15 protein-coding genes and 1 pseudogene are annotated in these 12,775 nt (G+C 62.9%); 6 read left to right on the top strand and 10 right to left on the bottom strand.

Going from position 1 to position 12,775, the window contains the following annotated elements; translation table 11 throughout:
* Nucleotides 1–437 (top strand): CPBP family intramembrane glutamic endopeptidase (locus LCF60_RS21705; protein WP_292294629.1); only part of this gene is annotated, 437 nt, incomplete at its 5' end.
* A 485-nt stretch (nucleotides 438–922) separates the two neighbouring features.
* On the opposite strand, the pseudogene LCF60_RS21700 reads toward LCF60_RS21705, so the two are convergent.
* The 9 genes and pseudogenes from LCF60_RS21700 to LCF60_RS21660 all read right to left on the bottom strand — a co-directional run.
* Nucleotides 923–1,118 (bottom strand): annotated as a pseudogene (locus tag LCF60_RS21700) (integrase core domain-containing protein); the annotation flags it as partial.
* 109 nt (nucleotides 1,119–1,227) lie between these two features.
* Entirely contained in the window at nucleotides 1,228–2,256 is a 1,029-nt protein-coding gene (locus LCF60_RS21695) for a LacI family DNA-binding transcriptional regulator (protein ID WP_292294628.1), read from the bottom strand.
* A gap of 240 nt (nucleotides 2,257–2,496) precedes the next feature.
* On the bottom strand, nucleotides 2,497–3,645 hold the full coding sequence (locus tag LCF60_RS21690) for a substrate-binding domain-containing protein (RefSeq protein WP_292294627.1): 1,149 nt from the start codon (nucleotides 3,643–3,645) through the stop codon (nucleotides 2,497–2,499).
* A gap of 44 nt (nucleotides 3,646–3,689) precedes the next feature.
* On the bottom strand, nucleotides 3,690–4,826 hold the full coding sequence (locus LCF60_RS21685) for an ABC transporter permease (RefSeq protein ID WP_292294626.1): 1,137 nt from the start codon (nucleotides 4,824–4,826) through the stop codon (nucleotides 3,690–3,692).
* Nucleotides 4,827–4,840: 14 nt separating this feature from the next.
* The gene (locus LCF60_RS21680; protein WP_292294625.1) at nucleotides 4,841–5,578 is read right to left on the bottom strand and encodes an ATP-binding cassette domain-containing protein; all 738 of its coding nucleotides are present in this window, start codon (nucleotides 5,576–5,578) and stop codon (nucleotides 4,841–4,843) included.
* A gap of 127 nt (nucleotides 5,579–5,705) precedes the next feature.
* Nucleotides 5,706–6,038 carry a hypothetical protein gene (locus LCF60_RS21675; RefSeq protein WP_292294624.1) on the bottom strand — a complete coding sequence of 111 codons (333 nt, stop codon included), beginning with the start codon at nucleotides 6,036–6,038 and terminating at the stop codon, nucleotides 5,706–5,708.
* The gene (locus LCF60_RS21670; RefSeq protein WP_292294623.1) at nucleotides 6,035–6,919 is read right to left on the bottom strand and encodes an NAD(P)-dependent oxidoreductase; all 885 of its coding nucleotides are present in this window, start codon (nucleotides 6,917–6,919) and stop codon (nucleotides 6,035–6,037) included. Before LCF60_RS21670 ends, LCF60_RS21675 begins: the two co-directional genes overlap by 4 nt.
* Nucleotides 6,916–7,410, bottom strand: coding sequence for a gluconokinase (locus LCF60_RS21665; protein WP_292294622.1), 495 nt, complete (start codon nucleotides 7,408–7,410; stop codon nucleotides 6,916–6,918). Before LCF60_RS21665 ends, LCF60_RS21670 begins: the two co-directional genes overlap by 4 nt.
* Nucleotides 7,410–8,189 carry an SDR family oxidoreductase gene (locus LCF60_RS21660; RefSeq protein ID WP_292294621.1) on the bottom strand — a complete coding sequence of 260 codons (780 nt, stop codon included), beginning with the start codon at nucleotides 8,187–8,189 and terminating at the stop codon, nucleotides 7,410–7,412. Before LCF60_RS21660 ends, LCF60_RS21665 begins: the two co-directional genes overlap by 1 nt.
* 108 nt (nucleotides 8,190–8,297) lie before the next feature.
* Between LCF60_RS21660 and LCF60_RS21655 the strand changes: the two genes are divergently transcribed.
* Together LCF60_RS21655 and LCF60_RS21650 are read left to right on the top strand one after the other, a co-directional pair.
* The gene (locus LCF60_RS21655) at nucleotides 8,298–9,245 is read left to right on the top strand and encodes a 2-hydroxyacid dehydrogenase (RefSeq protein ID WP_292294620.1); all 948 of its coding nucleotides are present in this window, start codon (nucleotides 8,298–8,300) and stop codon (nucleotides 9,243–9,245) included.
* 8 nt (nucleotides 9,246–9,253) lie between these two features.
* Nucleotides 9,254–10,297 carry an L-idonate 5-dehydrogenase gene (locus tag LCF60_RS21650; RefSeq protein ID WP_292294619.1) on the top strand — a complete coding sequence of 348 codons (1,044 nt, stop codon included), beginning with the start codon at nucleotides 9,254–9,256 and terminating at the stop codon, nucleotides 10,295–10,297.
* On the opposite strand, the gene LCF60_RS21645 is transcribed toward LCF60_RS21650, so the two are convergent.
* Entirely contained in the window at nucleotides 10,294–10,710 is a 417-nt protein-coding gene (locus tag LCF60_RS21645) for a heme-binding protein (protein WP_292294618.1), read from the bottom strand. The genes LCF60_RS21650 and LCF60_RS21645 overlap by 4 nt on opposite strands.
* A gap of 78 nt (nucleotides 10,711–10,788) precedes the next feature.
* Between LCF60_RS21645 and LCF60_RS21640 the strand changes: the two genes are divergently transcribed.
* The 3 genes from LCF60_RS21640 to LCF60_RS21630 all read left to right on the top strand — a co-directional run.
* Complete coding sequence (locus LCF60_RS21640; protein WP_292294617.1) at nucleotides 10,789–11,685, top strand: SMP-30/gluconolactonase/LRE family protein; 897 nt, start codon at nucleotides 10,789–10,791, stop codon at nucleotides 11,683–11,685.
* Nucleotides 11,686–12,247: 562 nt separating this feature from the next.
* Nucleotides 12,248–12,580, top strand: coding sequence for a hypothetical protein (locus LCF60_RS21635; RefSeq protein ID WP_292294616.1), 333 nt, complete (start codon nucleotides 12,248–12,250; stop codon nucleotides 12,578–12,580).
* Between the two features lie 34 nt (nucleotides 12,581–12,614).
* Nucleotides 12,615–12,775 (top strand): transposase (locus tag LCF60_RS21630; RefSeq protein WP_292294630.1); only part of this gene is annotated, 161 nt, incomplete at its 3' end.

The raw sequence follows: 12,775 nt of genomic DNA, 5'->3' as shown, positions 1-12,775 counted from the left end.
GGTTCAACCTAATACTCGGACCGCTCGGCGAAGAGCTTGGCTGGCGCGGATACTTCCAAGACCGGCTCAATCAGAATATCGGGTGGCTGGTAGCGTCGCTATTGGTTGGCGCAATTTGGTTAGCTTGGCATTTGCCTCTTTGGACGATTGAGTCTCCCCACGCCCAGATTGCTTTACCTCTCTATGCCGGGCATGTGATGTGCTACGCTGTCATCATTGGTGGGGCCTACACCCTGTCCGGCGGCTCCATCTTGCCCGCAATCCTGATCCATCTTACAGTAAACATGGCAGCAAACCTGGCCATTTTCGCCGGGTTCCGTGATCCCAATTCATGGTTCAGTTCCAGCCTTTTGCCATACACAGTAATCGCCTTAATTGCAGTCGGATTGGTGTACCTTCGGACGGGTCAATCCGGTTTGAAGTGGTTTGGGGTTTGATTTCAGCCGGCCCTGAAATTTCTGGGCAAGCAGCCATTCGAGCAGTCTGCAGCATCTGACATCATGGGCTCGTGGCTGTCGTTGAGCCCCGGTGCACCCAACGACCGCTTCCGATTGCCGAAGGTCCGCAGAGCCGATCAGCCACTTGATCACAGGGAAGAACCTGCGTCCTGCGAACGGCTGCTTCTGGAGCGCGCTTCAAGTTGGCTCTGCTGCACCGCCGCAAGGCGGCTTCGAGCCCAAATCTACCGGATGCTGCACGATGCGTGAAAGTCCGGAGTGCCATTCGAAGCAGTCATTTGAAGGAGGACTCTTGTGTCCGTCCCGTGATAGGTGGTATAGATTTTATCTATATATCAGTGTTTTAACGGTTTTCGTGTGCAGTGTGTGTTCATGCTTCGATCGCATGATGCCGCACGTTTTTCATATTTCAATTTGATGGCCAGGCAGAAGTAGTGGCGGCGACCTGACCTGCCATTGAACTTTCATCCAGCCACGACCGAAGTCCGGTTACTGTTTACGCCGATTGGCGATTGCGGTGTTCAGGGTCCGCGCGTAGTCAGCCGGGGTCTGGTAGTCCAAGGCCGAATGCGGGCGTTCGATGTGGTAGTCATTCGACCTTGCCGCGATAGCGACCCGCGCATGGGCCAGATTGCGGAGTATGGTCTCGTGCAGGAAATCGAAGTGGGCCAGATCCCACACCGCGGGCGGTTTCCGAGACGAATGTCATTGAGGGACATGCCGGCCATCCACACTGGCAAATCGGCAACTGGCAGAGCGGCTCTTTGCGTCATCCGCTAACGCGTTCGACGTGGCGCTCCGAAGATCCACCAACGACGAGTTCGGGGGCGATCTGCCGTACTTGGTGTCGTGCCGGTTTCTGGAGCGCTTGCAGGATGAGGCGGGCCGTCTCTTCGCCAATCTTCTGGGGAAAGGGGTTGACCGTTGTGAGGGTCGGAACGCAGACGCTGGCAATCTCGTATGCTCCGAAACCAGTGATCACCATGTCCTCCGGCACGCGCAGCCCGCGGCGTTGGCATTCGGTGAGCGCCCCGAACGCGGAGAGGTCTGATACACAGACGACGGCTTCAGTGTCGGGATGCAGTTCTAGAAGCCGCGCCATCGCACTGGCGCCCTCGCGCATCGAGATGGGCGGTGGACCGGCCTCGATCAGGCGATCGCATGTCAGCCCGTGGGCCGACATCGCCCCGGAAAAGCCGTGCCGCCGATCGGCACCCCTAGTGTCGGCATCAGCATCTCCGCCGATGAATGCAATGCGTGTATGGCCCTGGGCGACGAGGTGAGTGACCATCGTTTCCATGGTCGCGGCATTGGAGAAGCCGACGACATTGTCGACCGGATCGGGAGGCAGGTCCCATGCCTCGACCACGGGGATGCCGGCGCTTTCCAGGAGGCGCCGGGCGCGCGGCGTGTGCTTGCCGCCAGTCACGACGATGGCTTCGGGGCGCCGCCGCAGCAACTGTTCGATCGCACGCTCTTCCTGCTCCATGTCGTAGTTCGTATAGGCCAGCAGAACTTGGAGTCCTTCGCCAGAGACGACGTCGGACAGGCCCGCCACCGTGTCGGCGAAGTTGGCGTTGTTGATCGAAGGAATCGTCACCGCGATGAAGTCGGTGCGCTGTGACCGAAGGTTCGCGGCTGTGCTGTCGAAGACGTAACCTAGTTCTTCCGCAACTTTCAGAATCGCGTCACGCGTCTCGGGCCGAACCGAACCGTCCTTCTTGAAGGCCCGGCTGACCGTCATCACCGACACGCCGGCGGCACGCGCGACGTCCTTCATCTTCACCGAGCGCTGCATGTCCTGACCTCTACCGTCGAAGTCAGGGCCGTCCGACCGCCCGTACCTTCGTTTCCTCTGCAATCGCGCCGTCACCATCCCGGCATGTCCGGCAGCAAGCTCCTGTCATTAGGGCAGTTTTCTTTTTCCACGCGCGCCTCGATCTGTCCAGTTGCTTTGATAACGATACCAATGCCACGTCCTTCCAAAAACGAAAATGGCCGGGAGCGTGACCCGGCCATTCCCATCGATCAAGGCTGCTTATCTCTCCAGCGGCTCGACCCCCGAGAACCGGAAAGCCTCCTGTTCGAGTGCCGCCAGTTCCTCCTCACTCATTTGGTCGTGCGCCACGGTGATCCGACCAAGGAAGACGAAGGGCAGTTCGTCGGCCCGGCCCTCCAGATGGTAGCGAATGGCCTCGGCCGTGGCCGCGCCGACATCGTCGCCCATGCGCATCGGCGTGGCGTCAAGCTCGCCACGGCGGATGGCATCGAGTTCAAGTCCGGTGCCGCCCCACCCCGTGGAGAAGACCTCATCGGTCGCATCGACGGCGAGTTGGGCCTGGACCGACCCCATCGCCATGGCGGTATTCGCGTTGTGGATGACACCGGCTTCGGGATAGGCCTGAAGGATCAGGGACGTGCCCTCGAACCCGCCCTCGTTGGTATATTCGCCGTAATGCTCATAGGCGAGTTCCCAGTTGCCGCGCTCCTCCACGCACGCAGCCCATTCGCCCGAGCGCTGGTTGTCGGTGATCCCCGGAATGCCACGGTTCATGGCGTAGGTCACGTCGTTGCCCAGCCGCTCAAGCATGTAGTCGCACATCACATCCGCTCCGAGCGACGACGAGAAGTCGAACCAGTTTGCCGGCTGGTCCTCCAGATATTGCAGCGGCGTGTGGAAGGCCCAGACAAATGTCGTCAGGTCAGGATTGCCCGCCAGCTTGTCGATGTTGTCGGCCTGGGTGGCCAGTTCGGACGGGCCGAAGATGACGAAATCGTATATGTCGGCGTCCTGATCGACCTGCGACGCATAGGTCGCTTGTAGCGAGTGTTCGATCTGCCGGCTGGCGAATTCCGTGGTCTCGTAGGGAATACCCAACTCGTCGAGGCGCCGCGTCATCGCGAGGTAGTTGCGTGCCCAGAAGTCGGACGTGTCAGCCGAGGGGTAGATGAGCGCGATCTGGATCGGCTCCTCCAGCGCTCCGGTCAAGGGCACTGCGGCTTCGCCGGTAACGGCCTGAAGTGCCTCGAGGGTGCCGGCTTCGTTGACCTGGCTCGGCAGCCAATAGTCCCTCTCGCCGTCGTCGGGCAGTTCTACCAGCGGTAGGTGGCCATCGGCACAGGCCATCCCCGCACTCAGAGTCAGCGTGGAGGCGATGCTCCAAAGCATGCGTGTAATCGGTTTCATTTGTCTTCCTCCCTTGATGAAGCTTCCGTGTAGTTCTGTAGGTGTCAGCCGCTGGCGGCCGGTGCCGTTGCCAAGAGGGCGCCGGCGATCATGAGAACCGCGAGAACGGCGACGAAGGTCAGCGCCAGCGCGAGGATCTTGCGGTTGTCTGGGTTGGCCAGCGCCGCGCCGATCGACCCGGCGCCGTCGCGGTCCTTCTTCTGCAGCCAGGCATAGGCCGCGACGGACAGGATGATCACGACGCCTGAGGCGACGGACTGCCAGAAGAACTCGATCCGCAGGGTCACAAGCGCGTTGATCATCATCGAAAGCAGCAGGACGCCTGCCAGGGAGCCCACGATCGACGGGCGCCCGCCGAAGAGCGAGGTGCCCCCCACGACGACGGCCGCGATGACGTGAAGGTTGAAGTATGGGGCTGAGGTCGCCTGGATCGCGTTGAGTTTGCCCATGAGAAGCAGGCCCGCAAGGGCGGCCATGGCCCCCATCAGTGTGTAGGCGTAGACCTTGTGACGGTCGACCGATACGCCCGTCATCTCGGAGGCCTCGGGGTTCGAGCCGATGGCGATGGAATAGCGACCGAAATGCGTGTTTCGCAGGATGAAATAGCCGGCGATCATCGTGATGAGGCCGATGACCACGGGTGTGGGCAGGATGCCAAACATCTGGCCGCGCCCGATCTCGGTGATGAGGTCGGGGAAACGGGCCAGAACGAGGCCCTTGGCTAGCACGAGGGCGAAGCCCCGGTACACGAGGTCCATGGCCAACGTGCCGATGAGGTCCGGCACCTTGAGTCGCGTGATGACGAGGCCGTTGATCAGGCCCATCACCCCGCCCATCCCAAGTGCGATGAAGACGCAGACCCAGGCGGGAAACCCGTACTGCTTCATCAAGAACGCGACGATAATCGCGGATAGCGCGGCCACCGATCCGACCGACAGGTCGATCCCGCGCTGCGTGATGACGAAGGTCATGGCCATCGCCATCGGCATGTAGAGCGCAGCGTCGAGCAGGATCTGGTTCATGTTAGACAGGCGGAAATAGCGGGTGGGTTCGAACACGCCCATGAAGGCGGCGATCATGACGATCATGACGAGCGGACCTAGTACGCCCATGAAGGGCTCGATCCGGGCGATCATCCCGCGGGAAGATGCGGGCACCGGGGCAGTAGAGACTGTGGTCATCTTGTCGGTTTCCTTCACGCGGCGGCGGCCTTGGCGCCCGTAATGAGACCGAGTACGTCCTCGACGCTGACATCGGCCGTGTTCACTACCCCGGCACAGGTGCCGCGGCGTTGGATATGGATGCGGTCGGAGACCTCGAACACATCGTCCAGCGAGTGGGAGATCACGATGACCGCAAGACCCTGGTCTCGCAGGGACTTAATCAGATCGAGTGTTCGCGCGGTCTCCTGCGGGCCAAGGGCGGCGGTGGGTTCGTCCATCACGAGCACCCTCAGGTCCTTGTGGCGGACGGCGCGGGCGATGGCGACTGCTTGGCGTTGGCCGCCCGAGAGGCTCTCGGTCGGGACCTTCATGTCGCGCAACTCGACGCCCAAGCGACTGCGAAGAACCTCCTTCGCCTCGGTCTCCATGCGCGCGTTGTCCAGCACCTCGAGTCCAAGGAAGCGACGCGTCAGCTCTGATCCGAGGAACAGATTCTGTGCCGGGGTCAGGTGATCGGCGATCGCGAGGTTCTGGTAGACCGCGTCGATACCGTTCGAAATTGCGTCGGAATGGTCGGCCATGACGAAGCGCTTTCCGTCCAACTCGACATGCCCTTCGGTCGGTTGGTAGACGCCGGTCAGGATCTTGATCAGGGTCGATTTTCCGGCTCCGTTATCGCCGACGATAGCGAGCACTTCGCCGGCAAATGCATCTAGATCCACGCCGTCGAGGGCGACGACGCCACCGAAGCGTTTCTTGATCCCGCGCATGGAGATCACCGGTCTACTTTGCGCTCTCATGACGTCCTCCCGGTTTGTCTCCGTCCCGTCACTTCAGTGTATGGTATCGATAACATTCGTCAAGACGTTTCAGCTGCTCATCCCCATTCGCACTGATTTATGGGCCGAAATGGTTGGTGAGCATGACGTGGTGGTGGATGCGGCCCTCAAAGAATTCGGCGACGATCTCCCCGGTCACGTCCCGCGACCGGGCGCGCACATCGCTTTCGAGTGCGGTCTCCAGCGCGGTCATGTCGGAATAGGTGATGGCGAGTATCAGCGGAAACTCGGGCGCGCCTTCTTCGCGGTCTTCGCTGAACATCACCCGCACGTCGCTGTTGCCCGGAAACCGGCGCCAGAGCGGGACCAGACGCTCCAGAACGGCGGAGCGGAACGCGTCGATCCCGCCCGATCTGACCGAGCCTTCGAACATGGCGAAACGTGTGATCATTCCATTGACCTCCCTGCGCCGGTGAAGAATTCCATCAAGGCAGCCTGATCCTCGCCGCCGAGCCCCGCGGCCGTCAGGACGCGGTGGATTTCGAGGCAGACCGCCGTCAACGGCATCGCGGTGTGCGTTCGCCGTGCGAGGTCATGGGCACCTTCGAGATCCTTGACCATGTTGTCGATCCGGCCGGTACGGCGGTAATCCTTCGCGGCGAAACGCGGCATGTATTCCTGCAAAATCGCGCTGTCGGCCCGCCCGCCTTTGAGCGCTACGGGCACCTTCGCGGCGTCGACACCGGCGTCGAGCGCCAGCTGTGTGGCCTCGGCGACGGCCAGGAATCCCAGCCCACAAAGTACCTGGTTGATGAGCTTCGTCGTCTGGCCCGCGCCGACGGGTCCCATGTGGGTGTAGTTCGTGGCCACATGGCGGAGCACGTCATGGGCCTCGGCGACATCCGCTGCATCTCCGCCCGCCATCAGGGTCAGTTCCCCGGTCAGCGCCTTGGGCGCACCGCCCGAGAGCGGGCTGTCGACCCAACGCAATCCAAGGTCGGACGCCCGGGCGGCCATCGACTTGGTAGCATCGGGATCGATCGAGGACATGTCGATGATCAGCATGCCTTCACGCGAGCCCGCCGCCACGCCCTCGGCCCCGAAGACCGCCGCCTCGACGATGGCAGGTGAGTTAAGCGACGTGATGACTTGGTCGGATTGCGCGGCGGCGGCGGCGGCGCTCGGTGCGGCCTGCGCACCGCACTCGACCAGCGCGGCGACCCGGTCCGCGTCGAGATCGAACACCGTGACGGTCTGCCCGGTCTCAAGCAGCCGCGTGCCAATGGCGCCGCCCATCGCGCCTGCACCGATCAAGGCAATCTTCATGCTCATGCCGTCTTCTCCAACAGTCCCGCAAGGAAACTGGCAACGATGGCCTGCGGCGCCGCCTCGATGTCCGCGATTACGCATAGCTCGTCCGGACCCGGCACCTCCAGCGTCGCGAGCTGACTATCTAGCAGGGCAGGGGGCATGAAATGCCCGTCGCGCCGTGTCATCCGTGCCCAGAGCGTCTCGCGCTGCCCCGTGAGAAAAAGGTACGTCACCGGCGCACCCGCAGCGTCGACAATCCCGTTATGGTAGCAACGGCGCAAAGCGGAACAGGCCACGACCGTGCCGGAATGACGCAAGGTGCCGCCGACCCGGTCGAGCCATGGCGCGCGGTCGGCATCGCTCAGAGGCTCGCCCATGGACATCTTTTCGATGTTCCGTCTGGGATGCAGGTCGTCGCCATCGAAGAACCGTGCTCCGATGACCCGTGCGAAGTCCCGGCCGATACGCGACTTGCCGCAACCCGAAACGCCCATGACAACGAACCGTCCCATCATAGCGACGCCGTGATGCCGCCGTCAACGAAGACGGTGGTTCCGTTGACGAAGGACGATGCGGCGGAGGCGAGAAAGATGCAGGTGCCGACAAGCTCCTCGACGTTTCCCCAGCGGCGGGCCGGGGTACGTTTTTCGAGCCAGGCGGTGAAATCGGGATCGGCCACCAGCGCGGCATTCAGCGGCGTGTCGAAATAGCCTGGGGCCAGTGCGTTGCAGTTCAGCCCGTACTGCGCCCAGTCGGTCGCCATGCCCTTGGTCAGGTTGGCGACGGCCCCTTTCGTTGCCGTGTAGGGCGCGATGCCGGGACGGGCCAGCGCGGTTTGGACGCTCGCGATGTTGATGATCTTGCCCGCGCCGCGCCCGATCATGTGCCGTGCCACGGCCTGGCCGACGTGAAAGACGCTTGCGATGTTGGTCTGAAGCAGTTGTTCGAAAACCTCCGCGGGGAAGTCTTCGAGAGGGGCGCGGTGCTGCATTCCGGCATTGTTCACGAGAATGTCGATGGTGCCCGTCTCCGCCTCGAACTCGTCGATGGCAGTGCGCACTTCGGTAGAGTCCGTCGCGTCGAAAGCAAGCTCGTACACCCGCGCACCGCTTGATCGCAGATCCTGCGCTGCCACGGCCAGCTTGCCGGTGTCTCGACCGTTCAGAATCACCACGGCCCCCGCTTCGGCCAGCCCCCGCGCCAGCGCATGACCGATTCCTTGTGACGAGCCTGTCACGAGGGCGGTGCGCCCGCTGAGGTCAAACAGTTCCGATCCCATCGACTGTGCCATTTCCGTCTCGACAACTTCAGATGCTTCCCTTATGTTATCGATAACAATCCGAGTCAAGCCTCATGTCGAGTGACGCGGAGTCGCAAGGAAAAGCCGGGAGGTCCCACCATGACGAAACCCGAGGTTCTGCAAATCGGCCCCTATCCGGACTGGGACCAGGGGCCGCTGGATGCCTCCTTCGTGATGCATCGGTATTTCGAGGCAGACGACCGTGCCGGGTTCCTCTCGCAGGTTGGACCGCGCGTGCGCGCCATCGCTACCCGGGGCGAGCTCGGGGCCGATGCCGCCATGATCGATGCCTGCCCGGGCCTTGAAATCGTCTCGGTCTATGGAGTGGGGTACGATGCGGTCGATCTTGCGGCCTGCAGAGCACGGAGCATCCGCGTTACCAACACGCCCGACGTGCTGACGGCGGATGTGGCGGACTTGGGCGTGGCAATGATGCTGGTGCAGGCCCGCGGCATGATCGCGGCTGAGACTTGGGTGCGGGACGGATCGTGGGCCACGAAGGGGCTCTACCCGCTCCAGACTCGAGTCTGGGGCAAGCGCGCGGGCATCCTCGGGCTTGGTCGCATCGGGTACGAGGTAGGAAAGCGGCTCACGGGCTTCGATATGGACATCGCATATTGCGACGTCGCGCCAAGAGAACACGCGGCGGGCTGGCGCTTTGTCGCCGATCCGGTTTCGCTGGCGCGAGAGGTGGAATTCCTGTTCGTCACGCTTGCCGCCTCCTCGGAGACCCGGCACATCGTCGGCAGCGAGGTCGTGGAGGCCGTGGGACCGGACGGCATGATCATCAATATCAGTCGAGCCGGCAATATCGATGAGGACGCCCTGCTGGACGCGCTGGAATCCGGGGCGCTGGGTGCCGCTGCCCTCGACGTGTTCGAGGGCGAACCGGCGCTAGACCCGCGCTTTCTCACACTGCCGAACGTCCTCGTGCAGCCGCATCACGCCTCGGCCACGATCGAGACCCGCAAGGCGATGGGTCAGCTCATGCGCGACAACCTGACCGCACATTTCGCGGGTCAGGACCTGCCGACACCGGTGTTGTGAGGGCCACAATGAAATCCATCGTCATCCATGCAGCGGGCGACCTGCGCATCGAGGATCGCCCGGAGCAGCGCCTTGATCCGGGGCAGGTGCGGATCGCGATTGCCGTGGGCGGGATTTGCGGCTCGGACCTGCACTACTTCAACCATGGCGGCTTCGGCGCCGTGCGCCTGCGCGAGCCGATGATCCTCGGCCACGAAGTGGCCGGTCATGTGACCGAACTGGGTGAGGGCGTGTCGAACCTGTCGGTTGGACAGCTTGTCGCCGTGTCGCCGTCCCGGCCCTGCGGGGCCTGCCGGTTCTGCGCCGCGGCCGAGTTCAACCATTGCCTCGAAATGCGATTTTACGGCTCGGCGATGCCTTTTCCGCACGTGCAGGGCGCATTCCGACAGGAGCTCGTGGCCGAAGCTGCGCAGTGCGCCCCCGCCGATGGCCTTTCGCCCGGCGTCGCCGCGATGGCCGAGCCGCTCGCCGTCGCGTTGCATGCGGCGGGGCAGGCCGGGCCTCTTCTGGGCCGCTCGGTGCTTGTGACGGGCTGCGGGCCGATTGGAGTATTGTGCATCATGGCGGCGCGCCGGGCGGGCGCGGACCTGATTGTCGCCACGGACCTGTCGGATTTCACGCTGATGATGGCGCGCAAGGCCGGCGCGGATGAAACGTTGAACATGGCCGCGACCGACGGGGCGCTGGATTCCCATAGCATCGAGAAGGGCCGGTTCGACGTGCTGTTCGAGTGTTCCGGGGCGGCGCGGGCCCTTGCCGGCGCCGTGCCCGCGATGCGGCCCGCTGGCACCATCGTGCAACTCGGCCTCGGGGGGGACGTGACCCTGCCGCTTCAGGCGATGACCGCGAAGGAACTGTCGCTCAAGGGCTCTTTCCGGTTCCACGCAGAGTTCTTCACGGGCGTAAGCCTGATGCAGAAGGGGCTGATCGACCCGGCACCCCTGATCACGCAGGCCTTCCCGGTGTCGGCGGCAAGGGAGGCATTCGAGATGGCCGGCGACCGCAGCCGCGCGATGAAGGCACAGATCGTCTTCGCCCGGGAGACGGTTTAGATCGCGGCGCCGATCGCCGCCAGCGCCGCGCGTCCGACGGCGATATCTTGGTCGCCGCTGCCAGAGCCCACACCGACCCCGCCCAGCCGCTGACCGTCGACGACGATCGGCAGGCCGCCCGGCAGCCCGGTGACGGTTCCGGCCGTCGCCGCCGCGATGGGCGTGCGCACGGCTTCGGGGATGTCTGCGCTCGGCGCGCCGGCCGAGGCAGCGGTCAGAGCCTTGGCCCGCGCGCTCCTGCGGCTGAGGAATTTCGACCCGGTCATCCTGAGTTCGGCCAGAACCTCTCCTGATGCGTCCACGATGACGATGCACTGGGGCTGGCCGAGCGCCTCGGCCTCGGCGACAGCGGCGGCGAGCATGGCCATGGCGCCGTGGTGGGTGAGAACACACGTCTCTTGAGTCCATGTCATTTTTGCGGCCTCCTTCGGATTGACCAATCAAAATGTTATCGATAACTCCCTAACATGACCCAGGCGAAAGGACAGCCCATGTCGTTCTTCGAGACCGTGGAACCCGAATTCGGACGCTTCGTCCTCGGCAACGCCCCGGTCAGGCAATTGGCCAGCGGCTTCGACTGGGTGGAGGGTCCGGTTTGGTTCGGCGATGCGGGCTGCCTGCTGTTTTCCGACATCCCGAACAATCGCATCCTGCGTTGGACGCCGGGGGAGGGCGTCAGCACCTATCGGCAGCCTTCGAACTATGCCAATGGCCACACCCGGGATCGGCAGGGTCGCCTCGTCTCGTGCGAGCATGGCACGCGAAGCGTGACCCGAACCGAACACGACGGGCGCATCACCGTTGTCGCCGACAGCTTCGAGGGCAGGCCGCTCAACTCGCCCAATGACGTGATTGTGGCGCAGGACGGCGGGATCTGGTTCTCAGACCCGCACTACGGAATCATGACCAACTACGAGGGCTTCGTCGCCGAGCAGGAAAACCCTTGCGTCGTCTACCGCGCCGATCCGGAGACGGGCGCGCTCGAGGTCATGGTCGATGACATGAATTGCCCCAACGGCCTCGCATTCTCACGCGACGAGGGGCGGCTCTACGTTGCCGATACGGGCCGAATGTTCTCGCAGGATGCAAAGGAGATTCGGGTCTATGACCTTGTCGACGGACGCCCGGTGAAAGGACGGCACTTTCACACGATCAGCCCGGGCTGTGCCGACGGGTTCCGACTGGACAGCGACGGCAACATCTGGTCGTCGGCTGCCGATGGCGTTCACTGCATTGCCCCCGACGGCCGCCTGCTGGGCAAAATCCTGGTGCCGGAGCTGGTGTCGAACCTTTGTTTCGGCGGGCGGGCGAAGCATGAGCTTTATATGACGGCCACGACCAGTCTCTACAGGATCATCTTGAATCGACAGGGCGTGCAGGTGCCTTGACGTGGAGATGCACGCGCTGCGAGCCTCGGTGTGCCGGGCAGCAGACAATCCCACGTTTGCGTAGATCATGCGAAGAAGACCCGTTCCGCATGCGACCGACCCGAGAAGACCGCCGAACGACCGCGATCACAGCCACCGAGGCCGGCACCTGTCGGTGGCACCCATGGTGGAGTGGACAGACTGCTATCGCTGGATAAAGGTAGTAAGCACTGGAGATGTGCAATTCGTGGGCAATCACTAGTTGAGGTCCGCAAAGCGCAGCAAAGCAGACCTGCGTGCAACTGCAGCGAAATGGTGCTTCGTCCGCATACCGGACCTTTGCTGGCCGTGGATCAAGCGTCCGCTATCGGGGGAAAGGTTGCGGGCGCGTTGGCGCACTCACGTTGCTACTCGGCCGATCGACTTGACGATCGAATGGATCGTCTTCGCCATATTTGAGCAACGTGGCGGCGTATCTCAGACGTGGGGAAAAGAACGGATGATGAACAACTGGCCTTGCCTTTGAAATCTCACATTTCCTGTGGATAACCTAGCTTGGGCACAGGCAAGGTGAGAAGGGCATTTGGAGGACGGCGTACATCCCCGGGCTGCGCGTGCGGATACGCTCCTGAAGAGGTGCGTGTCAATCGATCTTGAGATCGATCCCAAGACCAATCGCCTTCAGAGCTTTGCGGGCGTTCGGCAGGGCGTCGAAGGCTCCTTCGTTTTCAAGCGCGGCAATCTCGTCGAAGCCCTCGACGGGTTGGACCGGTTTTCAGACCCAGCAGAGTTCGCTCTCGGTCACAACTTCATCTCCTTTGATGCAAGGCATCTGGAAGCTGCAAGCCGCGATCTGCGCCTTCTGAAGAATGAGGTGCTCCCCGGAAATCGGACACTGACGGAAGCTACGATCTGAGGTCATCTTGGTCTTCGAGAAGGAGACGGACGAGATGGCGAAGAGGAAGCGGCACGCTGCCGCGTTCAAGGCGAAGGTGGCGCTGGAAGCGCTGAAGGGGGAGCAGACAGTGGCCGAGCTGGCCACGCGGTTTGAGGTCCACCCGACGTTGATCCACCAGTGGAAGAAGGCCCTTCTGTCGGGCGCGTCCGGCGT

The sequence above is a fragment of the Marivita sp. genome (genome assembly GCF_020055635.1).
GTDB lineage: Bacteria > Pseudomonadota > Alphaproteobacteria > Rhodobacterales > Rhodobacteraceae > Marivita.
This window is presented reverse-complemented; position numbering and strand designations above follow the sequence as displayed.

Bases quoted from the DNA above. Each gene is read 5' to 3' on its own strand.
- LCF60_RS21695 (WP_292294628.1), bottom strand. From the start codon at position 2,256: ATGCAGCGCTCGGTGAAGATGAAGGACGTCGCGCGTGCCGCCGGCGTG.
- LCF60_RS21690 (WP_292294627.1), bottom strand. From the start codon at position 3,645: ATGAAACCGATTACACGCATGCTTTGGAGCATCGCCTCCACGCTGACT.
- LCF60_RS21685 (WP_292294626.1), bottom strand. From the start codon at position 4,826: ATGACCACAGTCTCTACTGCCCCGGTGCCCGCATCTTCCCGCGGGATG.
- LCF60_RS21680 (WP_292294625.1), bottom strand. From the start codon at position 5,578: ATGCGCGGGATCAAGAAACGCTTCGGTGGCGTCGTCGCCCTCGACGGC.
- LCF60_RS21675 (WP_292294624.1), bottom strand. From the start codon at position 6,038: ATGATCACACGTTTCGCCATGTTCGAAGGCTCGGTCAGATCGGGCGGG.
- LCF60_RS21670 (WP_292294623.1), bottom strand. From the start codon at position 6,919: ATGAGCATGAAGATTGCCTTGATCGGTGCAGGCGCGATGGGCGGCGCC.
- LCF60_RS21665 (WP_292294622.1), bottom strand. From the start codon at position 7,410: ATGGGACGGTTCGTTGTCATGGGCGTTTCGGGTTGCGGCAAGTCGCGT.
- LCF60_RS21660 (WP_292294621.1), bottom strand. From the start codon at position 8,189: ATGGCACAGTCGATGGGATCGGAACTGTTTGACCTCAGCGGGCGCACC.
- LCF60_RS21655 (WP_292294620.1), top strand. From the start codon at position 8,298: ATGACGAAACCCGAGGTTCTGCAAATCGGCCCCTATCCGGACTGGGAC.
- LCF60_RS21650 (WP_292294619.1), top strand. From the start codon at position 9,254: ATGAAATCCATCGTCATCCATGCAGCGGGCGACCTGCGCATCGAGGAT.
- LCF60_RS21645 (WP_292294618.1), bottom strand. From the start codon at position 10,710: ATGACATGGACTCAAGAGACGTGTGTTCTCACCCACCACGGCGCCATG.
- LCF60_RS21640 (WP_292294617.1), top strand. From the start codon at position 10,789: ATGTCGTTCTTCGAGACCGTGGAACCCGAATTCGGACGCTTCGTCCTC.